At 45.9% G+C, this 25,798-nt stretch carries 21 protein-coding genes and 1 tRNA gene; 11 read left to right on the top strand and 11 right to left on the bottom strand.

Going from position 1 to position 25,798, the window contains the following annotated elements; translation table 11 throughout:
* Positions 1-17: 17 nt before the first annotated feature.
* From Q335_RS0103460 to Q335_RS0103450, 3 genes are read right to left on the bottom strand one after another with little or no spacing between them, the layout of a single operon-like run.
* Positions 18-1,313, bottom strand: a complete 1,296-nt coding sequence (locus Q335_RS0103460; protein WP_028357440.1) for a sulfate adenylyltransferase subunit 1 — start codon at positions 1,311-1,313, stop codon at positions 18-20.
* 40 nt (positions 1,314-1,353) lie between these two features.
* Entirely contained in the window at positions 1,354-2,286 is a 933-nt protein-coding gene (gene cysD, locus Q335_RS0103455; protein WP_028357439.1) for a sulfate adenylyltransferase subunit CysD, read from the bottom strand.
* 11 nt (positions 2,287-2,297) lie between these two features.
* A complete protein-coding gene (locus tag Q335_RS0103450; protein ID WP_084493528.1) occupies positions 2,298-3,137 on the bottom strand; it encodes a phosphoadenylyl-sulfate reductase in 840 nt (279 codons plus the stop codon).
* Between the two features lie 195 nt (positions 3,138-3,332).
* Between Q335_RS0103450 and cysG the strand changes: the two genes are divergently transcribed.
* The 3 genes from cysG (at position 3,333) to Q335_RS0103435 (ending at position 6,615) form a co-directional block, all read left to right on the top strand.
* On the top strand, positions 3,333-4,706 hold the full coding sequence (gene cysG / locus Q335_RS0103445; RefSeq protein ID WP_028357437.1) for a siroheme synthase CysG: 1,374 nt from the start codon (positions 3,333-3,335) through the stop codon (positions 4,704-4,706).
* Positions 4,707-4,873: 167 nt separating this feature from the next.
* Complete coding sequence (locus Q335_RS0103440) at positions 4,874-6,337, top strand: catalase (protein WP_028357436.1); 1,464 nt, start codon at positions 4,874-4,876, stop codon at positions 6,335-6,337.
* Between the two features lie 202 nt (positions 6,338-6,539).
* A tRNA-Thr gene (locus tag Q335_RS0103435) sits at positions 6,540-6,615 on the top strand.
* A gap of 177 nt (positions 6,616-6,792) precedes the next feature.
* Here Q335_RS0103435 and Q335_RS0103430 read toward each other — a convergent pair.
* Positions 6,793-7,053 (bottom strand): hypothetical protein, encoded by a 261-nt coding sequence (locus Q335_RS0103430; RefSeq protein ID WP_028357435.1) that lies wholly within the window; start codon positions 7,051-7,053, stop codon positions 6,793-6,795.
* A gap of 313 nt (positions 7,054-7,366) precedes the next feature.
* On the opposite strand from Q335_RS0103430, the gene Q335_RS10400 reads away from it, so the two are divergent.
* Positions 7,367-7,489, top strand: coding sequence for a hypothetical protein (locus Q335_RS10400; protein WP_281172885.1), 123 nt, complete (start codon positions 7,367-7,369; stop codon positions 7,487-7,489).
* Between the two features lie 96 nt (positions 7,490-7,585).
* Positions 7,586-8,401 (top strand): formate/nitrite transporter family protein, encoded by an 816-nt coding sequence (locus Q335_RS0103420; RefSeq protein ID WP_028357434.1) that lies wholly within the window; start codon positions 7,586-7,588, stop codon positions 8,399-8,401.
* Between the two features lie 866 nt (positions 8,402-9,267).
* Here Q335_RS0103420 and Q335_RS10000 read toward each other — a convergent pair.
* The 4 genes from Q335_RS10000 to Q335_RS09090 all read right to left on the bottom strand — a co-directional run bounded on the left by Q335_RS10000 (position 9,268) and on the right by Q335_RS09090 (position 13,314).
* The gene (locus Q335_RS10000) at positions 9,268-10,617 is read right to left on the bottom strand and encodes a MetQ/NlpA family ABC transporter substrate-binding protein (RefSeq protein WP_051532273.1); all 1,350 of its coding nucleotides are present in this window, start codon (positions 10,615-10,617) and stop codon (positions 9,268-9,270) included.
* Positions 10,618-10,704: 87 nt separating this feature from the next.
* Positions 10,705-11,493 (bottom strand): MetQ/NlpA family ABC transporter substrate-binding protein, encoded by a 789-nt coding sequence (locus Q335_RS0103405; RefSeq protein WP_028357433.1) that lies wholly within the window; start codon positions 11,491-11,493, stop codon positions 10,705-10,707.
* 151 nt (positions 11,494-11,644) lie between these two features.
* Positions 11,645-12,301: a methionine ABC transporter permease gene (locus Q335_RS0103400; protein ID WP_028357432.1), complete on the bottom strand. Its 657-nt coding sequence runs from the start codon at positions 12,299-12,301 to the stop codon at positions 11,645-11,647.
* Positions 12,298-13,314, bottom strand: coding sequence for a methionine ABC transporter ATP-binding protein (locus tag Q335_RS09090; protein WP_038369349.1), 1,017 nt, complete (start codon positions 13,312-13,314; stop codon positions 12,298-12,300). The genes Q335_RS0103400 and Q335_RS09090 overlap by 4 nt, the downstream gene beginning before the upstream one ends.
* 242 nt (positions 13,315-13,556) lie before the next feature.
* Between Q335_RS09090 and Q335_RS0103390 the strand changes: the two genes are divergently transcribed.
* Genes Q335_RS0103390 through phnX form a run of 5 tightly spaced genes read left to right on the top strand, consistent with a single transcriptional unit; the run spans position 13,557 to position 18,931 of the window.
* Entirely contained in the window at positions 13,557-14,312 is a 756-nt protein-coding gene (locus Q335_RS0103390; RefSeq protein ID WP_028357431.1) for an ABC transporter ATP-binding protein, read from the top strand.
* On the top strand, positions 14,302-15,990 hold the full coding sequence (locus tag Q335_RS0103385; protein ID WP_028357430.1) for an ABC transporter permease subunit: 1,689 nt from the start codon (positions 14,302-14,304) through the stop codon (positions 15,988-15,990). Before Q335_RS0103390 ends, Q335_RS0103385 begins: the two co-directional genes overlap by 11 nt.
* A gap of 20 nt (positions 15,991-16,010) precedes the next feature.
* Positions 16,011-17,000 carry an extracellular solute-binding protein gene (locus Q335_RS0103380; protein ID WP_028357429.1) on the top strand — a complete coding sequence of 330 codons (990 nt, stop codon included), beginning with the start codon at positions 16,011-16,013 and terminating at the stop codon, positions 16,998-17,000.
* A gap of 46 nt (positions 17,001-17,046) precedes the next feature.
* On the top strand, positions 17,047-18,150 hold the full coding sequence (locus Q335_RS0103375) for a 2-aminoethylphosphonate--pyruvate transaminase (protein ID WP_028357428.1): 1,104 nt from the start codon (positions 17,047-17,049) through the stop codon (positions 18,148-18,150).
* On the top strand, positions 18,140-18,931 hold the full coding sequence (phnX, locus tag Q335_RS0103370; protein ID WP_038369347.1) for a phosphonoacetaldehyde hydrolase: 792 nt from the start codon (positions 18,140-18,142) through the stop codon (positions 18,929-18,931). The genes Q335_RS0103375 and phnX overlap by 11 nt, the downstream gene beginning before the upstream one ends.
* Before the next feature lie 186 nt (positions 18,932-19,117).
* On the opposite strand, the gene Q335_RS0103365 is transcribed toward phnX, so the two are convergent.
* Positions 19,118-20,491, bottom strand: coding sequence for an MFS transporter (locus Q335_RS0103365; RefSeq protein ID WP_038369345.1), 1,374 nt, complete (start codon positions 20,489-20,491; stop codon positions 19,118-19,120).
* A gap of 104 nt (positions 20,492-20,595) precedes the next feature.
* Between Q335_RS0103365 and argE the strand changes: the two genes are divergently transcribed.
* Positions 20,596-21,753, top strand: a complete 1,158-nt coding sequence (gene argE / locus Q335_RS0103360; protein ID WP_028357425.1) for an acetylornithine deacetylase — start codon at positions 20,596-20,598, stop codon at positions 21,751-21,753.
* 175 nt (positions 21,754-21,928) lie between these two features.
* Here the strand turns inward: argE and Q335_RS0103355 are convergent, their stop codons facing one another.
* Both Q335_RS0103355 and Q335_RS09085 read right to left on the bottom strand, forming a co-directional pair.
* Positions 21,929-23,002: an alcohol dehydrogenase gene (locus tag Q335_RS0103355; RefSeq protein ID WP_028357424.1), complete on the bottom strand. Its 1,074-nt coding sequence runs from the start codon at positions 23,000-23,002 to the stop codon at positions 21,929-21,931.
* A 171-nt stretch (positions 23,003-23,173) separates the two neighbouring features.
* A partial coding sequence (locus tag Q335_RS09085; RefSeq protein ID WP_038369343.1) for a YadA-like family protein occupies positions 23,174-25,798 on the bottom strand: 2,625 nt, incomplete at its 5' end.

Raw genomic sequence — 25,798 nt, 5'->3', positions numbered from 1 at the left:
CCATGCCTTCATGGCGCCTAGTTAAGAGCAGTAATTAAGCCCGCCGCTACCGTGTTATTCGTGGCCTCATCAATCAAAATAAACGCACCTAAGCTATTATTATCGGCATAAAGACTGGCCACAATGGGTTTTTGCAGACTGATATTGACCTGACCAATATCATTGAGCTGCAGACTGGTCACCTCCTGCCTTTGTGCTAACTCCTTGATATCCCACACATAATCAATGCTTTTGATCTTGGCAAACACGGTGTTATGAGCGTGCTTAAGAAGATACTTACGTGCTGGATTCAGCGCCTGATCATCCATCCAACAGAGTTGAGCCTGGATCGATTTATGTTTTTGTAAGTCGCTGTTCTGTGCAAGAATCGTATCGCCCCGCGAAATATCAATCTCATCGCTCAGGCTGACCGTGATCACCTCGCCACTTTGAGCCGATGATTGTTCGCCTTGTGGGCCATAAATGGCGCTAATAGTTGTGGTCGCGCCATTAGGTTCTATACGGACGGCATCGCCGACCTGTAAAGTACCTTGTGCTAATAAACCTTGATAACCACGGAAATGCTCGGTCGAACTGCCTTCTAGGCGACTGACATATTGCACGGGCAAAACGGCCGCTTTAGATTGGAGATGATGCGCCTCTGAATTGTCTGGCAAGTTTTCTAATAAAGGCAATAAAGGCTCGCCATGGTACCAAGGCATATTATCGCTAGGATTGACGATATTATCGCCCTTGAGTGCAGAAATGGGGACATAAGTCACGTCTTTAATGCCTAAATGCTGCGCCAATTTGGCGTAAGCATCAACAATTTGTTTAAATTTGTCTTCGCTATAGTCCAGCAAATCCAGTTTGTTAACGGCTACCAAAATATGCGGGGTATCCAATAAATGCACCAAGGCACTATGACGCTTAGTCTGTGGTAAGAGTTGTAATGGTGTTTGCGAGAAATCCAAGCGTGTGGCATCGATCAAAATAATCGCGGCATCCGCTGTCGAGGCCCCCGTCACCATATTACGGGTATATTGTTCATGCCCTGGGGTGTCGGCCAAGATAAATTTGCGCTTAGGCGTCGCAAAATAACGATACGCCACATCAATAGTAATGCCTTGTTCACGCTCAGCGGCCAGGCCATCGGTGAGTTGCGCAAAATCAGGCACGCCTTGAGCCGTACGGCGGTATTTGCCTTCATACAGTGATTGTAATTGATCGGCCATTAAGCCTTGGCTGTCAAACAATAAGCGACCAATCAGGGTAGACTTGCCGTCATCCACGCTACCGGCGGTGATCACTCGTAATACAGAATTATGTGTCATGTTCTTATCCGTTTAAATTTGCCTCTCTGCTGTACCGAAATTAGAAATAGCCAGCACGTTTACGATCTTCCATGGCGGACTCTGAAGCCTTATCGTCCATTCGCGTCGCACTGCGCTCAGAAATCGTCGACTGGGCTGTTTCGGCAATGATTTGTTGAACCGTTTTGGCTTCACTCGGGACGGGGCACGTACAAGAAATATCACCCACAGTACGGAAGCGAACGGAGGCGACTTTGGCGGTTTCGCCATCTTTGAGAGGTGTGAGTTCGGTGACGGGCACCAACATATGATTGCGCTCGACGACCTCACGCTCATGCGCATAATAAATCGCCGGCAACTCTAAATTTTCGCGAGCGATATATTGCCAAACGTCCAACTCTGTCCAGTTAGAAATTGGAAAAACCCGCATGTTTTCGCCCGCATGTAAGCGGGTGTTGTAGAGATTCCATAACTCAGGCCGTTGATTCTTAGGATCCCACTGACCGAATTCGTCGCGGAACGAGAAAATCCGCTCTTTGGCACGCGCTTTTTCTTCGTCACGGCGGGCTCCTCCCATAAGCGCATCAAAACCATGTTCCTCGATGGCTTCAAGCAAGGTCACCGCTTGAGCCGCATTGCGTGATGCATTCTCGTGACGCAACACAACAGTGCCTTTTTTGATGGAATCTTCAACCTTGGCGACCACCAAATTGGCGCCATACTTACTCACTATATGATCCCTAAACTCAATCACTTCGGGATAGTTGTGCCCCGTATCGACATGCACTAAGGTAAACGGTAGATGCAGTTGGCGCCCCGGAATTTGGAAGGCTTTGACCGCCAAGGCCAGCAACACCACTGAGTCCTTACCCCCCGAAAATAATAAGGCGGGTTTTTGAGACTCAGCAATCACTTCACGAATAATAAAAATGGACTCTGCTTCTAGTGCGTTTAAATGTTGATCTTGGATATTAATAGTATTGCTTTTATTCATAGTGTCCCGTTTTATCGATGCAATCCGCATTCTTTTGTGTCTTGATTCTCCCACCACCAACGGCCTGCCCGAATATCTTCGTGTAGCTTTACTGGACGCGTACAGGGCTCACAGCCAATACTTGGATAGCCTTGATAGTAAAGATGATTAATAGGTAGATCATGAGTCTGCACATAGGCCCAGACCGCTGCTTCAGACCAATCAAACAAGGGATTAAATTTGGCGATTTGATGCCCCTTATCGAATTCTTCAAAGGCCAGTTCAGTGCGTGTTACCGATTGCTCGCGACGTTGACCCGTCAACCATGCATCGGCATGTTGGAGGGCTCGATTGAGCGGCTCGATCTTACGGATACGACAACATTCGCGACGCAAATCCACTGACTCATAAAAGGCATATTTGCCATGCGCCTGGATATATTGCTCAACCGCGGCCGGATCTGGCGTATATTGCTGCAAGTGAATTTGCCAATGGGCATGTACCTGCTCAATTAAAGCGACCGTTTCGGCATTGAGCATACCGGTATTGAGTGTAAAAATCTGAATGGGAAGCTTGAGTTTAGCGATGCAATCGGTCAACACCATATCTTCTACGGCTAGGCTACTCGCTAACTTGACCGTCTCGAAGCGCTCGGCAATACTTACTAAACGCTGCTCGAGCGTACGACTGAGGCGCTGCAACTCTTCACTATGTTGCAGGGCCTCGGTATTAGGCACTTGCCATAATGCAGGGCGCCAAAGACTAGAAACCCCAGCCTCGGAAGCTTGCGTATCTGGCAGTTCCTCAGATTGGGGCGATTGAGCATTAACTGACTGCGGCGAATTTGGCGCGTTGTTGACACGCTCATTCATAACACTAAAACCCTTGTTAAGCACAAAAAAATATCATTCCATACTAACAAGGGACGTCATAAAACTAAACGATGTAAATTTTATTTTTATATAACTTAATTTTATATTAAATTATTTTAATATATATTTTTATAATATAAATACTATCAAGAGCGGACCCAAGTGTCTAGCTCTTTCAGCATTATTATTCTAACAATGAGTTATTTTCCCCTCTTTGCCGATCTTAACCATCGCAAAGTATTAGTTGTGGGTGCAGGTACAGTCGCAGAACGCAAAATCACCGCCCTCCTCAAAGCGCAAGCGCAAGTCTATATCGTTGCCCAAAAACTCAATCCACAAATACAAACGTGGGTTGAGCAGCAGCGCGTCCATTATTTGGGCGAGCAATTCGAAGAGTCACAATTGCTTCCCGTTTTTTTGGTGATTGCGGCATCCAACGATCGTAGCCTGAATCAGCAGGTATACGCCTGTGCTGAGCGGCACGCCAAGTTCTGTAACACGGTCGATGATAAAGCGCTCTGTAGTTATATCATGCCTTCTATTGTTGACCGCGACCCCTTACAGATCGCGATTTCGAGTGCCGGCAGCGCACCGGTGCTCGCTAAACAACTTCGCCAACAACTAGAGACGACCTTACCTGCGCAATTGGGTCAGGCGGCCTGTATTGCGCAGCAATGGCGTGACAAGGTCAAACAACAACTCCCCGATGAGCAGCAACGGCGACTGTTTTGGGAGCAATTGTTTGCCAGCTCATTTACGACACTCGCCAGCAGTGGTCAAGCAGATAAGGCTCAAGCACTGTTAGCTCAGCGTCTAGACCATCCAGACCATCGCGAATCAGGCTTAGTCACTTTAGTAGGCGCAGGTCCCGGCGATCCCGGCTTGCTCACTCTCAATGCTTTGCAAGCGATGCAAAAAGCCGACGTCGTGCTCCATGACGCGCTGATTAGTCCAGAGATTCTGGAATTGGTGCGCCGTGATGCTAAACGCATTAATGTTGGCAAACGGGCAGGCGCACATTTGAGTAAACAAGAAGAAATCAATCAATTATTAGTGCAATATGCACAACAAGGGCTGAATGTCGTGCGCCTCAAAGGCGGCGATCCCTTCGTCTTTGGGCGCGGTGGTGAAGAATGCGAAACCCTAGTGGCGCATGGAATTAATTTTAGGATTGTGCCTGGCGTGACGGCGGCACTAGGCGCTACAGCGTATGCGGGTATCCCGCTCACGCATCGTGATTATGCCCAAACCGTGCAATTTATCACGGGTCATCTCAAAGGCGATCATGCCCAAGTTAGCTGGAAGTGCTTGGCTCGCAGCCAACAAACCTTAGTCATTTATATGGGCACGCTTAAAAGCGAGATTCTCTCTAAAGAACTCATCGCTCACGGGCGCGACGCCGATACACCCGTCGCCTTGGTCAGTCACGGTACCATGGCCAAGCAGCACGTGACAGTGGGCACTTTGCAGACCCTGCCACAACTGGCGCAGCAGGCACAAAGACCGACCTTGATCATCATTGGTGAGGTCGTCAAGCTGCGCCAAACTATCCAATGGTTTCAACCCTAATATCAAAAATTCAGCTGTTTATGGATGGCTCTTGATCTAGCTCATCGCTATCGAGGTTTTAATTTTAATGTCAAAACACAAGGAGTATGATGAAGGCGTAAGTGCCTATCCTAGGCACGGCTGTTATTGATGCAATGACAGTGTACAAACACAAAAAGGAGTTTGTAATGAGCCAAAACAATGACACCAAAGACCCGAAATCTACGATGCTCAACGGCGCACCCTGTGCTAGCGAACGTCGCTCTATTTCGATTGGTCCAGACGGTCCATTGGTACTGCATGATTCACATTTAATCAGCACCCTCGCTAATTTTAATCGCGAAAACATTCCAGAACGCAAACCCCACGCTAAGGGTTCCGGCGCGTTTGGTGTGTTTGAAACGACCGAGGACGTGTCTAAATACACCAAAGCCGCTCTTTTCCAAAAAGGCTGTAAGACCGAAATGCTGGCCCGCTTTTCGACGGTGGCAGGCGAATTAGGCAGTCCAGATACCTGGCGCGATCCCCGCGGGTTTGCACTCCGTTTTTATACTGAAGAAGGTAATTACGACTTGGTCGGTAACAACACCCCCGTCTTTTTTATGCGTGACCCAATGAAGTTTCCACACTTTATTCGCAGCCAAAAACGCACCCCCGACTCAAGTCTACGCAGTCAACATATGCAATGGGACTGGTGGACGCTTAATCCTGAATCAACGCATCAAGTCACCTGGCTAATGGGCGATCGAGGTATTCCTAAATCTTGGCGTCACATGAATGGTTACGGTTCACATACGTTTATGTGGATTAATGCTCAAAACGAGCGTTTCTGGGTCAAATATCATTTCAAAACCGACCAAGGCATCGCCTGTTTGACCAATGAAGAGGCCACTAAAACCGCTGGTGAAGACGCGGACTATCACCGTCGTGACCTCTTCGAAAGTATCGAAAAAGGTGATTTCCCAAGCTGGACACTCTATGTCCAAATCATGCCTTTTGAGGAAGCCAAAAACTATCGTTTCAACCCCTTCGATCTCACCAAGGTCTGGCCACACGGCGACTATCCTTTGATCAAAGTTGGCAAAATGACCCTCAATCGCAACCCAGAAAACCATTTTGCTCAAATTGATCAAGCCGGTTTCTCTCCTAGCAATGTGGTGCCAGGGATTGGTTTGTCCCCCGACAAAATGCTGTTAGGTCGTAGTTTTGCCTACAATGACGCCCATCGCTATCGTTTAGGCCCTAATTTTGAACAATTACCTGTCAACCAACCTAAAACCAAAACTAATTACTATTCTTTTGATGGCGCCATGAATTACCATCACAGTGGTAAGGCAGCCACTTATGCGGCTAACTCTCAAGGACGTCCTTATGCTGATGAGGAAGGTCCAACTGAAGCCACTTGGGAAAGTGATGGTGAGTTGGTCCGTGCGGCTTATACCTTGCGTTCCGACGATGATGATGTCGGCCAAGCTCGCACCATGATGCTTGACGTCTGGGATGATGCTCAACGTGAACGCTTTGTAGATACCGTGGTTGGCGCTCTCAAAGACGGCGTCAAAAGCCCTGTATTAGAGCGAGTCTTCGAGTACTGGAAAAACGTTGATCCAACGATAGGTCAAAAAATCGAAGACAAGTACAAGCAAGGCTAACGTCAGCAAATACCTAAATATGTCCCAGCACCAAGGTGTGCTGAGAGGTGTTATGGGTTAAGGGGTTAAGGCTTTGTGAAGTGAGTGCTTAGCGCTCACTCTCAGAGCCTTTTTTTTCAGAAATATCGATCTAAATAAAAAACGCTCAATTCTTACGTGCAAAAAAACAGTTTTTTGCTACAATAGACGTTTGCTATTTAATGCCGATGTAGCTCAGTTGGTAGAGCAGCGCATTCGTAATGCGAAGGTCGAAGGTTCGACTCCTTTCATCGGCACCAGCCATCTATCCCATTACGCGGGATTACGAGGGATTACGCGAAATTACATAGAATTCACTAAGCTAGATTTAGTCGCCGTACTCTCTATCCTAACTACACAATCGGCGACTCAGAGCTGGTATTGCTAGTCTTAAGTAAGCACCCAATAAAAAACCCCGTGAATACGGGGCTATTTTTTCATAATTCATCCTGTTTCTTTAATTTACGTTTTACTAGAAAATCCGTAATTTGATAAATCCAAGCCAAAGCAAGATAACCAATTATAGGCGTAATCATTACGCTTATAAAAAACCATTTAATAGGATTTTTATCTAAACAATACGCTATATAAGCGACAAGCGCACATCCTAAAAAGTAATAGAACCATACCCCTTGTACGGTTCCAAACTTTGGTAAAAAATCAAACAACCCACACAAGCTACTATATAGAATAAGCATCTTTCACTCCTGTAACGAGTTTTTACCCCATTATATCGCTATCGCGCCCGCGGCTAGGACTTCTAATGTCTCACTCTCGTGCTCAACCTCTGTATTGTTGTTATTTTGCTAAAACGGCATTAACTTTCTTAGCTCCCTACCGCCAATTAGTGCGATATGACCATCACTACCTCACTGCCTGAGCACTCGCTTGCACAAACAAACAATCATCCCCCCGTCAATTAATACCATTGTTGCATTTTTGCTGCTGTCATTAATCCTTCACACAAACGTCCTACACTGCAACTAGTCATATACCAAAGGATAAAACCCTATGGAAAACCCTAATAGTCGCTTCAAGGCCTCGGGTATGGCTTGTATGGCATTACTCGCGGTGCCTATTTATATCCTGATTATATTAGTGCAATATCTTTATAAACTCGGTGTAGCTGGCTAAGCCAGTTGGGCTTTATTTGATCTACATCCTCGCCTTTGAATTCTAAGTGTGTATATATTTATAAACACACCTTCTTAATTTTATAAAGCCCATCTTATGTTTAAAAACAGCCAAACCTCTTCATCGTCAGCCGAGGACAGCCAAAAATCCTCCAAACTTAGCCCCAGCGAAATTTACAATAGCATCAAAAAAGACGGTCTCAAAGAGCTCTGCCGCCCCGTCAGTGCGCTGATTTTCTCAGGGATAAGTGCCGGCTTATTTATCAGTTTTTCTTTTTTGTTCACAGCCGTTCTGACTGCTGCCCTGCCAGATGAACCCTGGAGCGCACTGATTACCAGTATGGGGTATACGGTCGGTTTCATCATTATTATCTTGGGTCATCTACAACTTTTCACAGAAAACACCATCACTACCGTCATTCCCCTATTTCAGCCCTTTACTGCACACAAGCTCTATCTAGTGGCACGTCTCTGGCTCGTGGTCTTCATTAGCAATATTATCGGCACCACTATCGCGGCGCTTTTCTTAAACACGCCTGACCTATTCGAGCCAGCGGTCGATGCTGCCATGCTTAAAGTCGCAGAGCATGTGGCGAGTCAAGATGCGATGAGCAATATTATCAAGGGGATTCCAGCTGGGATTTTGATTTCTGCCTTGGTCTGGATTATGGCCAATATGAAGCACCGCTTGGGCATTATCTTTTTCGTGACTTACTTGATGGCTCTGGGCAGTTTTAGTCACGTGATTGTAGGTTCTGCAGAAATGGCCTATGCGGTTTTACACGATATAGCGGGCCTTGGCGATTATTTCTTGCGGTTCTTATTGCCCACCGCTCTCGGTAATATTATTGGCGGCACCTTAATTTTTACGTTGATGATTCACGGACAAGTCAGTAGTGACAGCCCGCAATAATGTTACAAAGCGATGAACTATTTATTTTTGTTGCGATTTAACAACAGTCTTTTTGAGCACTTCATATAGTGTGCTCACAACAAGCCCTCATCCTCTCATATCCCCCGTATGACGGGGGATATCAAAGATAGACTAACTTATCCATCTTCAATCAAATTTATAAGCAAATAATTTAAAATTTCCTTTAAATTACACTAAGTTACAAATTCCGATAAACAATAAGAGTAAAATAATTTTCTTTGTTAGGGATAAACCCTAGGTTGCTTATTTATTTGATTGATAGTTAATGAATTTAAGTTTGTAAATAACTATACAATTATTGCTTTTGGGATCTTGCCTCTTGAGGGTAAGGGACGATAAGCAAAAAAAGACCCACCACAAAATGTGGTGAGCAAAAAAACATAACATTGATATGAATAACAAAATACACACAGATAATCTGTAAACAGTAATAAGTTATTCAGTTACTAGCATAACATTTCAAACTTAAAATACCTTAACATCAATCAAATATAAGCACTAATTTAGGTTTTCTCATACTAAAAAACCACAAATAAGGGTTCAAATTTCAGTATTTGAACCCTTATTTTTATGTCCCATCCTTAAATAAGCCGTATAACCACTTGATTAATAGGGTTTTTTATTTCTCTGACTCTGAGAAGCCCAAAAATACTTTAAGCTTGAAGAATTAACACTTTATTCATATTAATTTCGAGCTCGGCCACCGCTTTAGCACGGCGCTTGTGCGGTTCTGGGCAGCTTCCCAGCACAAAAAAAACCGCCTCCCACAGCACCATGTGGGGGCGGTTTTTTGCGCGTAGAGGCTGTATCTGTCCCTACAGCCTCTGGCCATCCCTGTAGCAGGGTTATTGCATGGGGGTACTTGCCGTCTCGCGCGCGTTCACTTCTATTTCGACGCGACGGTCAGGTGCCAGGCAAGCTTTAAGGGCTTCACCACTCTTGTGATCACATTGTGCCAAAGGCTGGCTCGCGCCTTTGCCAGTGACGGCAATCAAATCAGCCGTAATGCCTTGTGCCACGAGATAGTCCTTAACGGCTTGAGCCCGTTGTTGGGAAAGTTGAAGATTGTAATGGCTATCACCAATAGGATCCGAATAACCAGTGAGGTCGATGTGTTTAAGGCTTTGAATGCCTTGCAATTGTTGGACGATTTCTTGCAAGCGACGCTGTCCCGCGCTGGTTAGCTGTGCCTTATCAAAGCCAAACAAGGCGTCAGATTGCAGAATCAATTTTTGTGCGTTTGGTGAATTACTGAAGTGATCCACCGTGGTGCTGGATGCTGTCTCTTGGCCTTGCGATTGAGCGGCGACTTGGGCGATTTGCTGATGCGAGCGCGCGTGATTACTGACCACGGGCTGTGGTTGATAGTCAGCGGGCAGCGGAATCACACTTCCATGATATTTTTGTTGGATGAAATCTTTAGTGGCGTCACTATGCCAAGCCTGCATAAAACGTTGAATAATGTCTTTATGAACTTTGCCGGGCATGGTAGCGCATAAGATAGGGTAAGGTGTTTGTTCGTCTTCGACAAAAATCGCGTCTTGATTAGGATTCATATAGCCTTGCATGGCAGAACCACTATCCATCACGGCGACATCGGCTTGCTGCAAGCTATTGGGCAACATGCGTGAAGCTATCGGTCGAAATACCAAACCTTTAGGGTTCTCGACTACGTCTTTGATCACTGCATAGCGGCCACTGTTTTGACGCAATTTAATCATGCCGGCGTTTTGTAGTAAATACAAGGCGCGACTCGTGCTGACCATATCATTTGGAATCACGACCATGGCATTTTGTCTGAGATCTTGCAAACTCTTAACATGCTTAGAATAGGCCGCCATCGGCATATCATACACATAGCCAATAGCTTGTAACTGCACATGGCGTTGGCCATTGAAGGCTTGTAATTGTTGCAGATTCTGCGAGCAATTAATATCGGAATTGCCTTGCGCCACCGCTTGATTTGGCTGCAAAAGGTTATTGTATTCCTTGATGTGGAGATCAATGCCCGCTTGTTCGAGTTGCGGCTTCATAAACCCTAAGATTTCGGCCGCAGGGATTGGCGAGGCCGCCACGGTAAGCACCTTATGATCGTATTTGGAGTCGGCCTGGTCTGCCGCATATACCGGTGCCAGCAAAGAACAGCTGGCGCACAAAGCCAAAATAGAAGCGGTTTTGAGAGTGAATGATTTCATGATCCGTAGCAAGACAAGTAGTGATTAGCACAAACGGCGATAGTAGCTTAGCCACTATCGCCGTTTAGTATTGTAAACCAGCCTTAATTAAAAGGCAGGCACTATAGCGCCTTTGTATTTATCGCTGATGAATTTTTTGACATCTTCTGATTGTAAAGCTTTAAGTAATTTTTGAACCTTAGGATCGTTTTCATTACCTTTGTTGACGGCCAATAAATTGGCATAAGGAGAATCTTTATCCTCGATTAACAAGGCGTCTTGGACTGGATTCAAGCCAGCTTCTAGCGCGTAATTTGTGTTAATTAAGGCAAGATCCACATCGTCTAAGACGCGTGGTAACATGGCGCCATCGAGCTCTTTGAATTTGAGTTTTTTGGGATTCTCGGTGACATCTGCGGCCGTCGCTAGCGTGTTTGATGGATCTTTGAGTTTAATAAGACCGTTTTTTTCTAGGAGCAATAAGGCACGGGCACCATTGGATGGATCATTCGGTACAGCAATGGTAGCGCCGTCTTTGAGGTCCTTGATGTCTTTGATTTTTTTGGAGTAGGCGGCAAACGGCTCAATATGCACGGCGCCGACGCTCACAATATGCGTACCACGCTCTTTATTGAACGTATCCATATAAGGTTGGTGCTGAATGAAATTAGCATCGAATTGTTTTTCGGCTAATTGCACATTAGGCTGAATGTAATCAGTAAACTCACGAATCTTAAGATCAATGCCTTCTTTCTCTAGGGCAGGTTTAACATGCGCTAGGATTTCGCCGTGTGGGATAGGATTAGTGGCCACTGATAATGTCTCATTTGCCATGGCAGCGCTTGCAAATGACAAGCTCAACGCTGTGAGTACAGCACTAATGGTTTTTAGTTTCATTAATTTCTCCTGAGTGCTAAGGTGCTAAAGACCTAAGTTTATATAATGCTATAAATTTAACTACCTATTTTTCTACTTAAATAACTATTAGTAATTAAATTTCTCCATTACAGAGCATAAAGTAATATAAAATCGAATCTCTGTGCCGTCACTAACGTCGTAGCCAAGATACTAAAGCATCACCAATACTTTGGATAATTTGTACCATCACCACGAGTACCAGTACCGTGACTATCATCACTTCAGTTTGATAGCGTTGATAACCAAAGCGAATCGCCACATCACCCAGACCACCGCCACCAATCACACCTGACATTGCAGAATAACCAATCAAGGCAATCGCCGTCACGATCACTGCACTGACAATACCGGGCTTGGCTTCGGGCAGTAAAGCCCAAAGAATCGTTTGGCGTGAGTTGGCGCCCATAGCGCGACAAGCTTCCGAAATACCGGGATCGAGCTCGCGCAATACGGTTTCTATGAGACGCGCAAAAAACGGCGCTGTCCCCACAACTAACGATGGAATCGCGCCAGAGACACCCAAGGTGCTGCCGACTAAAACGCGGGTGACCGGGATCATCACGATTAACAAAATAATAAAAGGTACGGAGCGTAGAATATTGACGATGATCGAGAGCACTTGATAGATCGCTTTGTTTTCTAGTAGTTGTCCAGGACTACAGAGAAATAAATACACGCCCAATGGCAAACCGATAATCACCGTGAACAATAAAGACCACCCCGTCATGAGTAAGGTATCGATCGTGGCTTCTATAATTAAATCCCAATCTATGATTGACCAATTCATGCGCTTAACTCCTCGCACATCACATCATGTGCCTCAAAATAACGCTGGATATTTTTGTATTGTTGCTGATCGGCGTTGACCGCAATAATTAACTGACCGTAAGCAATGTCTTTGAGCTTACTGACCGTGCCTTGCAAGATACTGATATCGACATCTAAGTCCTTAGAGAGTCGACTAATCAAAGGCTCAGCCGTGGTATCGCCCTGATAGCTGAGACGTAAATATTTAGCCGCTGAGGAGGTTTGATAAGATCGCCAAGCCTCACCGTCCAAAGCACTGGACTCTAGTAATAAAGATTGAGTAGTGGCGTGTTGTGGATGCAAGAAGACATCAATCACCTTGCCTTGCTCAATAATCCTACCCTGTTCAATAACCGCTACCTCATCACAAATTGCACGAATCACATCCATACCGTGCGTAATCAAAACGATGGTCAAATTCAGTCGTTGATTAATATCCAACAAAAGATTGAGAATCGCTTGTGTAGTTTCGGGATCCAGAGCACTGGTGGCTTCATCACACAAGAGGACTTCAGGGTCATTGGCCAAGGCACGAGCAATCCCTACGCGCTGTTTTTGACCCCCAGATAATTGGCGGGGATACTTGTCAGCATGTTCTTTGAGGCCGACAAGCTCTAATAATTGCAGAGCTTTTTGCTGACGCTCGGCTTTGGGGATATTTTTGAGACGCAAAGGAAAGCAGACATTTTGCATGACGGTGCGTGAGTTGAGCAGATTAAAGTGCTGAAACACCATGCCAATGCGTTGCCGTAACGAGCGTAGCGCGCCGCCTCGTAAATGCGTAATGTCTTGGCCGTCTAGGGTAATCGTGCCAGAACTTGGTTTTTCGAGCAGGTTTAGGAGCCGAATCAATGAGCTCTTACCGGCTCCAGAGCGACCGATAATGCCATATATGCTGCCCTTAGGGACATGTAGGTCAATATCGATTAAGGCATGGTGCTGCGGTCGCCCTTTAGTTTTGTAGATCTTGTTAATGGCTTTTAAGCGTATCAAAGCAGCATCCTTGTAAAAATTTGTAACCTGTAATTTTAACTGATTTTCGGCAAGGATTAAGTTATAGCATTATGCACAACATGAATAAAGCGGAAAACTAACACATGATGGTGCTTCGCAAAACCTCGGTGTGGCAAGTGCTAACTGTCTGAATTATTAAAAAAAGTCATGTCATACTAGTGTCATATTGACTACTTATAATGCAGCTTTTAAAACCCATTATCATTATTATAGGTTTATAAATGCTATCTCTCCAACATCTGCAAAAGTCCTACAACAATCGCTATGTACTCGACGATATCTCTCTGGATATCAATAACGGCGAAATTGTTTCCATCCTCGGCCCTTCTGGTTGCGGTAAGACGACATTGCTCAATATCGTGTTGGGATTAGTGCAAGCAGATCAAGGCAAGATTATTTTCAATAACGAAGACATCACTCGTAAGCCCATGGTCGAGCGCGGCTTTAATATTGTGTTCCAAGACTACGCCCTCTTTCCAAATCTGACGGCGCTTGGCAATATCATGTATGGGGTCAAAAACAAACCCAATATCAGCACTCGCCAAGAGATTGATGAACTGATCGAGTTACTTAATCTGCAAGAGCATCTTAACAAACGTATCGATCAACTCTCTGGTGGCCAAAAGCAACGTGTAGCGCTAGCACGCACACTAGTCATGAAACCCAAAGTCTTGCTGCTTGACGAGCCTTTAAGTGCACTCGACGGCATTATCAAAGAATCCATCAAACAACGTATTAAGGCGATTGTTGATCGTTTCCAACTCACCACGTTGATCGTCACGCATGATCCCGAAGAAGCCATGACCTTATCTGACAAGGTCTTGCTGCTCAATCAAGGTAAAGTGGTGCAATATGCACATGCATCAGAGATCATTAACCACCCAGCTTCGCCGTTTGTGACTGATTTTATTCTCAACCAGCTCACCATCAAGCGTCACAACATCTTAAATCTCTTCGGTCTCAAAAATGCAGCCTAATCCGCACGTCTCCAAATATGTCTGGCTATTCATTGGTGTAACACTCGGTTTATTTTTGATAGTGCCCATTGGGCAACTGATCGCCAACTCCTGGTTAGACAATGGTCAATTTTCTCTGACCTATTACCAACAAATTTTAGGTAGCGGCCGTTTTCATACGGCCTTTCTTAATAGCTTAACCGTCGCTGCTATTAGTTCGCTGACGGCAACGGTCTTGGCCTTTATCCTCGCCTATACCATTCATTGGTCACAATTACCCAACGGCTACAAAAAGTTCCTGGGTATCATGGCGCAATTTCCGATGCTGTTGCCCACCATTACCTATGGTTTTGCGATTATTTACACCTTCGGTAAAAAAGGTCTGCTCACGCAACTCTTTGGCGTGCAACTGATTGACAATTTGTACGGTTTCAAGGGCTTGTGGATGGGTTACACCATTTATACACTGCCTATCGCCTTCTTATTGTTAAACAATACCTTTTTTTATCTCGACAAAAAAACCTCATTAGTTTCTAAACTCATGGGCGATAATCAATGGCGCACCTTCAAAACCAGTGTGGTCGTACCCTTGATCGAAACCTTGGCGATGGCCTTTATCCAATGTTTCTTTTTGTCATTCACGGATTATGGTATTCCTGCCTCGATTGGTGGCCGCTACGAAGTGATTGCTACACAACTGTATAACGAGCTGCTCGGCTCTTCGCCTTCTTTTGGTCGTGGTGCCGTGGTCGCTATCTGCATGTTAATCCCTTCTATTATTAGTGTGATTTTGCTCAGTAAATTGGCCAAATATCGCATCAAACCGAATCAAACCCAGCCTATTGATCTACCTCGTAACCGTGTCAGCGACTACTGCTTGGGCACCTTATCAGGCTTTATTATCTTGGCAGTCAGTAGCGTATTTGCCGTTATTTTGGTGGCACCCTTTGTACAACAATGGCCGTACAATCTCACCCCTTCTATCAGCATGCTGCAAAGCGTGTTGGCCTCTACCAATTTATTACAGGTTTACCAAAACTCTATTATTGTGGCCTTGCTCACCGCCCTGGTGGGTACGATTGTTAGCTATACCCTCGCCCTCATTGCCGAGCGCACTCAACTGTGGCGCAACGCCAAGATCGCTTCAGATGGCTTGGCGATGATTAGTAATACCACTCCAGGCATGGTCTTAGGTATTGCTTATCTCATGCTGTTTTCGGGTACTAGCATTGCCAATACTTTAGCCATTATCGTGATTTGTAACGTGGTGCACTATTTCGCTACCCCTTATCTTATGGCCAAAAATGCCCTCTCCAAGCTCAATAATGGTTGGGAATTAACGGCAGGCTTATTAGGCGATAGCTGGATTAAATCGATCTTTAAAGTGGTGCTACCCAATAGCTTTTTGACGCTATTAGAGATCTTTAGCTATTACTTCATTAATGCCATGGTGACCGTCAGTGCCGTGATCTTTATTGCCGGCGCGCAAACCATGGTCTTGACCAGTAAGGTCAAGGAACTCGAGCATTATGCTCGCTTTAATGAAATCTTCATCGTGTCTCTCATGATTCTGCTGACCAATTTGGCCGCGTTGGCCGTGATCTTTGGTTTACGTTTTTATCTCAAGCGTCGCAGTGCCAGTCCGCGACGTACCAAAAAAGTCCCTGTGCTGGCACAATCCATCATCAAACAAAGTTAACCCTTCTCTAAAGGAACATTATGTCTAGTCTTTTAAAAAAATGCTTTTCAGCGCTTCTGGTTTGCGGCTTAGTCGCTTGCGGTGACTCTGGTGACGACGCTCAAGACAAAAAAGTCGTTTTTTATACGAATGCTGATAAAGAAGCGACTGACGCTTTTACCCATGCGTTGGACAAAGCGGGCTATCAAGGTCAATACATCCTACAAAGCTTTGGTACGTCTGAGCTTGGCGGAAAATTACTCACTGAAGGCAAAAACATTGAAGCCGATATGCTCACCATGAGTTCTTATTATCTAGAGTCTGCACAAGCCAAAAACCAAATGTTCAAAAAATTGGATTTTGACGTCAAGACGACTAAAGAATTCCCTGACTATATGGCACCTACCACGGTTCAAGAAGGTACGATTCTCTTGAATACGCAAGAACTTGAAGCCCAAAAACTCGAGCGTCCGACCAGCTTTAAAGACTTGACGAAACCTGAATATAAAGACAATCTATCTATTGTTGATCCCAATGGTTCTTCCACCGCATGGTTAATGGTACAAGCCATTGTCGACGCCTATGGTGATGGCGATGAAGGCAAAGCCGTCATCAACAAAATCATCGATAATGCCGGCAGCCATGTTGAGCAATCTGGTTCTGCCCCGATGAAGCAATTATTAGCTGGCGAAGTGCCTGTTGGCTTTGGTTTACGTCAACAAGCCGTCGCCGAGAAACAACGTGGTGGTCCGATTGACTTTGTTGACCCTACCGAAGGTAACTTCTCTCTCGTCGAAGCCGTCACTGTCGTCGATAAAGGCGAAAAAACCAATCCTAAAGCGATGGAAATGGCCCAAGCGATTATCAAAGAAGGCCGTGCTGAGTTGATCAAAAGCTATCCAATCGCCCTTTATGAAGGCGAAACCACAGATGCGGCTAATAAATCAGCTTACCCTAAAACCTTCCCAGAGCCTTTGAGCATCGAATTACTCGAAAAACACAAAAAGTTTTTCCATAACCGTGATCACTAATTAATACAGTCATCACTTTTTTCACAACTACGTTTACTTTAGAAGCATGAAACAATATAAACTTCTCACCCCAGGTCCTTTAACCACCACCAGTAGCGTTAAAGCCAAGATGCAGGTCGATCACTGCACTTGGGACGACGACTACAAGTCGATCACGCGCTGGATTCGAGAGCAATTGCTGGCGCTGGCGCAATGTGACGCTAACCAGTACAGTAGTGTGCTGATGCAAGGCTCGGGTACTTTTGGTGTAGAGTCGGCCGTGTCGAGTTTGATCAATCCAGACAGCAAGGCCTTGGTATTGCATAATGGCGTCTATGGTAAACGTATTGTGACCATGCTCAAATACGCTAAGCGTGATTACGTCGAATACGGTGAGGATTACAAAAATACCTTTGATCTTGATAAGGTTCGCGAATACCTCGACCAAGACGACGCCATCACCCATGTGATCGTCGTGCACTCCGAAACCACTACCGGCATGCTCAATGATGTCGAAGCCATTGGTAAGCTGACGCACGAATACAATAAGACCTTTATCGTCGATGCGATGAGCAGTTTTGGGGGTATTCCGATGGCCGTGCAAGACTGGCATATCGACTGCTTAATCAGTAGCGCGAACAAATGCATTCAAGGCGTCCCAGGCTTTTCTTTTATTATTGCCAAACGCGATTTACTTGAAGCCAGCAAGGGCCAAGCTACGACCTTATCACTTGATTTATACGATCAATGGCAAGAACTCGAAAAAGATAATAAATGGCGTTTTACCTCACCTACGCATGTGGTCTTGGCCTTTGCCCAAGCCATTCAAGAACTTCATGATGAAGGCGGTATTGAGGCTCGCTACCAACGCTATAAACACAACAATCAACTCATGCGTCAGGAACTCGCCAAATGCGGTATCCGTGCTTATATTGATGAATCGCTCCAATCCCCATTCATCACCACCTTTATGTTCCCGGATCACGTGCCATTTAACTTCAAAGACATGTACGAATACATCAAAGCGCGTGGCTTTGTGATCTATCCAGGCAAACTCACCGACGCCGATACATTCCGCTTGGGTAATATCGGTGAAATCTACGAAGAAGACGTACGCAACGTCACTCATCACATTGCTAGTTATATTAAGGAACTCCAAGATGCCAAATAATATTGAAGCCGTAATTTTTGATTGGGCGGGGACTACCGTCGATTTTGGCTGCATGGCACCCGTACAAGCCTTTGTTCAAGCCTTTAAAAAATCTGGCCTAGAAGTCACCATTGCCGAAACGCGTGAACCGATGGGCATGACTAAGCGCGATCACGTCGAAACCATGCTCAAGATGCCGCGAATTAGTGATGCCTTCAAAGAGGCCAAAGGTCGCGCTTTTACGCAAGACGATGTAGACACAATTTATAACGATTTCCAAGAGCAGTTATTTGTGAGTCTTGCCGATTACACAGAGCCTAAACCTCTCGTGCTCGAAACGGTCAAACAATTACGTGAAGACGGCATCAAAATCGGCTCGACCACTGGCTACACCGCCAAAATGATGGAAGTAGTTTCTCCTAATGCCAAAGAAAAAGGTTATGAGCCCGACTGCATGTTTTGTGCCGATGACGTCGATAACTACGGTCGCCCTTATCCGTATATGATTTTTGCCGCCATGCAAAAATTAGGCATTACGTCTGTCAAAAACACCATTAAAGTCGGTGACACCAAGTCTGACATCGAAGAAGGTGTGAATGCAGGCGTTTGGACTGTGGGTATTATTGAGGGCAGCTCTGAAGCGGGCTTGTCCGCCGAAGAATTCGAGCAACTCAGCGAGCAAGAACGCCAAGACCTAAGCCAAAAGGTCGAAGCGAAATACCGCTCTTATGGTGCTGACTTTGTGATCAAAGACCTGTCAGGCATTTTTGAGGTCATCCAACACATCCAAAGTCACGACTAAGACGGGCTTATCGAGACTTTTAACTTACTAAAGTCATCACAAAAACGCTAGGCTGTTAGCTATACAGCCTAGCGTTTTTTATGAGTTAAACGTCTATGCGAGCGCAAGTGATAAGGCTAACGCGCTGCGCCGCTGACGACTGGTTATAGTGTGCGCTTGACGACCAGCCTGACGACGGCTCCCATGCTAGGCCGTATGCTCGTCGTAATCATCACGCTCAGCTTGTGGCCCCAGGAAGTAAGCCGCGATGGCACCTAAAAGCAAACCGAAGCTGACATAATAAGCCGGTGCCATGCTCGAACCCGTCGCCTGAATCAGCCAAGTGACAATAAACTGCGCAAAACCACCAATGGTGAGTACCGCAAAATTATAGAAAATCGATAAAGCAAAGGTTCGCACCTTGGTCGGGAATAATACCGCCGTCACGGTACTACTGACCGAGAAAATCATCGAGGCACATACACTGGCCACGACTTGCACGGCCATCAGACGCCAAGCAGACGGTGCTTGGGTGAGCCAATAGTAAAGCGGCAAATTCAACACTAAAAAGAGCAACATGCCACTTAAGAGCACAGTACGGCGTTTATAACGATCCGCCAATAAACCAAACAAAGGCGTACAAATCACCACAATCACGGCACTAAGCATTTGCACCACAAAAGCAGAGCGTAACTCAATATGCAAAATCTGTGTGGTGTAGGTCACTAAATACGTGAAGGTAATGTAAATCGTCACCGTGAGCGCCGCGATAATACCTACCCCTTTGAGCAACTCGCGCCAATACTGTGCCACTGCCTTAATCTTGTCAAGGTGAGACTCCTGTTGTGCTTCTGCCAACGGTTGATGGGCTTGCACGTGCGCCTCAAGTTGCTGTTGTTCCTGCGCTTGGATCTCTAGGAAAGCGTCAGTTTCGTCCAAGTGCTTACGAATATAGAGCACTAGTGGAATAATCACTAAACCCAAGAAAAACGGAATACGCCAAGCCCAATCATTGATTTGTTCTTCCGTAAAGGCGTAACTCGTCAGAATCCCCGCTAAGGCACCAAACATCAACCCCAGCATCTGACCGGTCATTTGCCAGGAGCCGTAAAAACTTTTTTTGCCTTTGGGGGCCATCTCAATCAAAATCGAGGTCGCCGTACCATACACGCCCCCTGCAGAAAAGCCCTGGACTAAGCGTGCCACCAAAATCATTAAGGGCGCTAAGATCCCCGCCTTTTCATAGGTGGGCGCAAAACAGATCAGCGCCAAGGCCAAAGCCATCATAGCGGTAATTAACACCAGAGCCGCTTTACGCCCTTTTTGATCAGCGTACCAGCCCAAGACTAAGCCCCCAATCGGTCGCATAAAAAAGCCCACACCAAAAATAGCGGTGGTATAGAGAATCCCCGTCAGATTGACCTGATCAGGATTGCCCTCTTGCACCGGGAAAAATAAATGCGCAATAAAAGGGGTCATAAACGCGAAAATCAAAAAGTCATACCACTCCAGAGCATTGCCAACAATGGCAGCTGCCACATTTTTGATGATCTTTTTCTTACTTTTGGGCTCGTTACTCATGTTTTTCCTGTTTTGTGATTGTGTTCTTACTATTTAGGAATATACTTTAACATTAGGTTTTATTGTTCTTTTTGATTTGTTTGGAGTGTTTTATGTCCGCTAACGTGTCACAACGTGAATGGTTAAAAAAACTGGTTGGCTTTGATACCACCAGTCGTAATTCTAATTTGGCGTTAATTGCCGAGGTTCAAAACTATCTCGATAGTTTTGGTATTAAGCACTGGCTCAGTAAGAATCCCGAAGGCAATAAGGCCAATTTATTTGCCACACTTCCCGCACACGATGGCCATACTGAAGGTGGTGTGATTTTGTCTGGTCATACGGATGTGGTGCCTGTCGATAATCAAGATTGGCATAGTGATCCCTTTGTTTTAACCGAAAAAGATGGCTTATTATACGGCCGTGGTACCTGCGACATGAAAGGTTATCTGGCCACCGCACTGAGCTTAGTGCCAGAATTTCTGGCTCACAAACGTCACAAACCACTGCATTTTGCTTTTTCGTATGACGAAGAAGTCGGTTGTATGGGGGCGCCCGTGATGCTCAAAGAGCTTCAAAACCGCCAATTACACTTTGATGGCTGTGTCGTGGGTGAACCTAGCAGCATGAAAGTCGTAGTCGCCCACAAAGGCATTAATTTATATCGTTGCGATGTGCATGGCCATGCCGCTCATTCGTCTCTGACCCCGCATGGTTGTAATGCAATTGAGTACGCGGCACGCTTGATTTGCTTTATTCGTCAAATGGCTGATCAATTCAAAGCCAAAGGGCCGTTTGATAAGTTCTTTGATGTGCCTTTTACCAGTATGACCACCAATTTAATCGACGGTGGCATTGCCTCTAACATCATCCCAGAGGCCTGCAGCTTCCAATACGAATTCCGTAATCTGCCAGTCGCCCCTGTATCAGAGATTCAGAGTAAGATCGAGCAGTTTATCGACAATGAATTATTGCCCGATATGCGCCAAGAATACCCAGAAGCGCAAATCGTCCTCGAAAAACTTGGCGGTGCGCCGTTCTTGGATGCCGCCGAAAAAGCCGCGATTACGCAACTCGCTCGTGGTCTGCTCAACGACAAGGACACCACCAAAGTCGCCTATGGTACCGAAGCGGGTCAATTCCAAGAAATAGGCGTGCCGACCATTGTGTGTGGTCCTGGCTCTATTCAACAAGCCCATAAACCCGATGAATTTGTGTCTATCGAGCAGTTACAGCTTTGTGATGACTTTTTGCGTCGCCTCTCACAACGCTTATGTGACTAGTGACTGAGTGACTTGGGGGCTATCTCCTTATTCGCTCACTCTATACGGCAGTCAAGCGTTTGCTATAGCTGCTCATACAAAAAGGTCTGCGAGGATATCACGCAGACCTTTTTAGTGTTGTATTACTGCCTAGTAAAACATAGGCATGCTAGGCTAAAGTAAACGCGGTCGTGGCTTAGTTGTAGACCAAGACCTGACGTTTGTCGGCGGTGCCTTGACGCAAGCGTTCGAGTGCTTGATTGACATTGTCTTCGGAGGCAGGAATATCCTGGGTTGGGATATCGCCAATCTTGCCGTCCTTAGCAAGCTCGACTAATTCCCGTAACTCATTGAGATTACCCACAAAGCTACCACGAATAATGCGGCTCTCTAGGGCCGTCAGCGGTAGGATAAGATCCAAATCACCACCAAATAAACCCACAATAATATACGTGCCCCCTTTACTCAAAATACCTGTGCCTAATTGCGCCGTTTGACCAGATCCCACAAAGTCCAACACTTGGTACACACCGCCTTCAAGGCCTTTGAGTGTCTCTAGGGCTCCTTCGTTTTTGGAGTTGACAGTTTGTGTGGCGCCTAATTTTTTGGAGGTCGCTAATTTTTCATCGCTAATATCGACGGTCACGATGTTTTTAAAGCCTAAGGCTTTGGCAATCAATAAGGCTGAGGTACCCACACCACCTTGGCCGATAATCACCAACGGTAGTTCTTTATATTGGGGGGTTTGTTTGAGTGCCGCAAAGGCGGTGAGGCCAGAGCAGGCTAAGATAGCCGCTTCACTCGGATTCATCTCCCCAAAATCTAATAAATATTTGCTATCTGGGACACGCACTACCTCACCGTAACCCCCGTGTTTGGCAACGCCAAGATTACGGCCTTTGGCACAAAGGTTCTCACGATCGTCTTGGCAAACGGCACACTCACCGCAACCAATCCACGGATAGACAATATAGCTTTTACCTTTTTCGATGTGGCTTAGGTCAGCATCAGGACCTGCATCTATGACTTCGGCAACGATTTCATGGCCTAGCACTAGGGGCGGCGTCAAACCACGTTTTTCAAAGCTTAATTTACGGTCTTGACCGAGGTCGTAGTAGCCATCATACAAATGTAAATCCGAGTGACATACACCGCAGCGTGTCGTCTTGAGGACGATCTCCTTACCTTCAGCTTTTTTGAGCGGTTCTTCGGCTTGTTTTACGGGTTGGCCGAAGCGCTCGACACGATATGCAAGATAGGTTCCAGACATGTTATCTCCTTTTTGATGTTGTAGTCATGTAGTCGACCCAAAAGGGTCAGTTTTATTGATATAAGACTTTTGTCCTACAAAATTTACCTATAAATATAACAGATATTAAAAAGGGCTTAGGTAAATTCCTAAGCCCTTTGGTCACTCTAAGTTAACGCTGATGCGTTTTTCTTAGAACTGGTACGAAACGCCTGCACCACCAGAGATATCGCCACGAGTATTACTGCTTGTGCTCGCTTTGATGATCCACTTACCATTTTCACTAATCGTTGAAGCACCGATAGCAAAACCGCTTTCACCACGGTAAGTACCTGTACCTAAACCGACTGTGCTCTTACCTGGCAAGTAAGCTTGAGGAATATGAGCAGCAGCAATCGCACTTGCTACACCTGCGCGCAATTTACGATCGTTGCGGTCCATCTCGCCTTGCAAGCTACGGATGGCATTGGCATTTGAATTCACACCACTGGCCACGCTAGTGATGGCGGTATTCACGCCATTCATGGCACCTTGTAAGTCACCCACATTGACAGCGTTATTGAGGGTGTCACCGGTAGCATCAAAGACGCTGACGGCATTACCACTAGGATCCACTAAGCCACTAGCGACATTGGTCACTTGTTGGTTGCCAGCATTGATACCGGCGGCAGACATGCTAGGGCCGTTATCGCTAATGCTGACGCTATCCACAGTGATGTTTTTGTTGAGTGAATAGGTGACTTCTTGGCCATTGTGGCTAATCACCATATTGTCACCCGCTTTCAGCGTGACGTTAGCGTCTGGAGCGACATTCAACACATCATCCGTAGCACCACGGTAAACACCGGTACCTTCAGCACCATACGTCATATGCCAACCTTTAGGCTCGACATTTTTGGTGACTTCGTACAAGTCGTTTAACTGACCTTGAGTTGCCGCTTGGGTAAGATCATAACCGTCATCGAAGCGATCGGCAGGTGTCCATTCGGTGTTGGTAAGGCCAGTGATTGCGCCTTCTTTACCGTCAACGGTCACTGGATGATTAGCTTCATCAGAACCACCGATAGTGACTTGGTCATTTAGTGATAAACCAATTTGACCCGCTTCACCTTTGGCCGTGATATTACCATCGGTACCTTTAAGGTTGACCGTATCACCTAGTTTAATAGGACCGGTTTCACCTTCATTGCCTGCAAAGTTAATACCTGCATTGTTAGCCTTGTCGATGCCTTGTTTTGCTTCATCGCTAAGGTCAACTTGGTAGTCGGTATTCAAGCCTTCTGTGCTGCTAGTGACTACAAGCTTGTCTGATCCTGTACTAACGCTTGCGCTCTTAGCATTGACAGTGTAGACGTCTTGGCCATTTGCTCCTTTGCTGGTGTCAACCGTCACATTAGCACCGGCTTTGACTTCAGTCTTAGCGGCAGCGGTAGAGGCATTCAATTGGCTCACATTCACCGCATCGGTTGGATCTTCACCTGCGGCCAGACCTGTGATCTTCGTGTTGCCCATGTTGATACCACCTTGGCTAATGCTAGGGCCTTGGTCACCAAATTTAAGGGTGCCTTTGTCGCCCATATCAATACCAGCATTGTCGATGCGTGGACCATTTGTACCGATTTGCAATGAACCGTTATCGCTCAATTGGATGTTGTCAGCCAATTTCACGTTGAGATGACCACCCTCGTCAGCGACGATACCGATGTTATTATCACTGAGTTTGTTCAGATCAGCACCACCAAGAATGTCTAATTTGTCATTCAATGGTTTAGCAATGATCTTGCCATCATCACCGGCAAAATTAAGGCCGTCATGAAGCGTAGCCACAACTTCTGGCTCTTCATCATCCCACGCATAGTACACGATGCGTGAGCTACGATCACCGATCTTACCGTCTACGCCGGCTGGACCTTCTTCACCCTTAATGGTGATGCCGTTTTCACCGTCTTTACCATTCAGGCCGATAGAACCGTCCTTACCGTTTAAGACCACAGCAGAGCCGTCTTTACCATTGACACCGATCGTGCCGTCAACGCCGTCTTTGCCGTCTTTACCTCTTTCGCCCACTTGGATGCTATCAATATCATCTAAGTTTCTGTTGATGTCGATTTGGAAGTTAGTGATGTTGCCATCTTCTTCAACTGGTGTAACGGTTAGGTTATCCTTATCAAGTGAAGTGACCTTAGTACCTTTAGCATTCACCGTGTAGATGGCGTGACCATCTTCAGCTTGTGAGGCATCGACAGAAACGATGTTAGTACCGGCTTTAACTTCAGTGGCTGAAGCCGCCGCGGCTTGTTTCAATTGATCAAGGTTAACAGCATCTGAACCTTCTTCGGCTGGCGCCAAGTGAGTGATGCGGGTATTACCCATATCAAAACCACCTTGGCTAAGGGTTGGACCGTGGTCACCGAAGGCCACAATACCGTTTTCACCTAAGTTCAAGCCATGACTAGAAAGTTTAGGACCTTCTTGACCAATGCTGAGGGAACCCTTGTCGGTCAGTTGGATATTGTCCGCTAATTGAACATTCAAACGACCGTTTTCGTCAGCGTTCACACCGATATTGCCATCAGTTAAGTTGCCTTCTGCACCACCAACGATGTCTAATTGCTCGTTAAGTTTCTTAGCGATGACTTGACCGTCATCACCGGCAAATTTAAGACCGTCGTTAAGCGTCGCTACCGTTTCTGGTTCAGCACCTTCGGTGGCTGGTTGATAAACAAGGCGAGTTTTGTTTTCACCGTCTTTACCGTCCACACCGGCTGGACCTTGAGCGCCTTTAATAGAAAGACCGTCTTTACCGTCTTTACCATT

This window comes from Brackiella oedipodis DSM 13743, assembly GCF_000621025.1.
GTDB classification, from domain to species: domain Bacteria; phylum Pseudomonadota; class Gammaproteobacteria; order Burkholderiales; family Burkholderiaceae_B; genus Oligella; species Oligella oedipodis.
The sequence above is the reverse complement of the archived record's forward strand: the minus strand, read 5'-3'. Positions and strand labels throughout refer to the sequence as shown.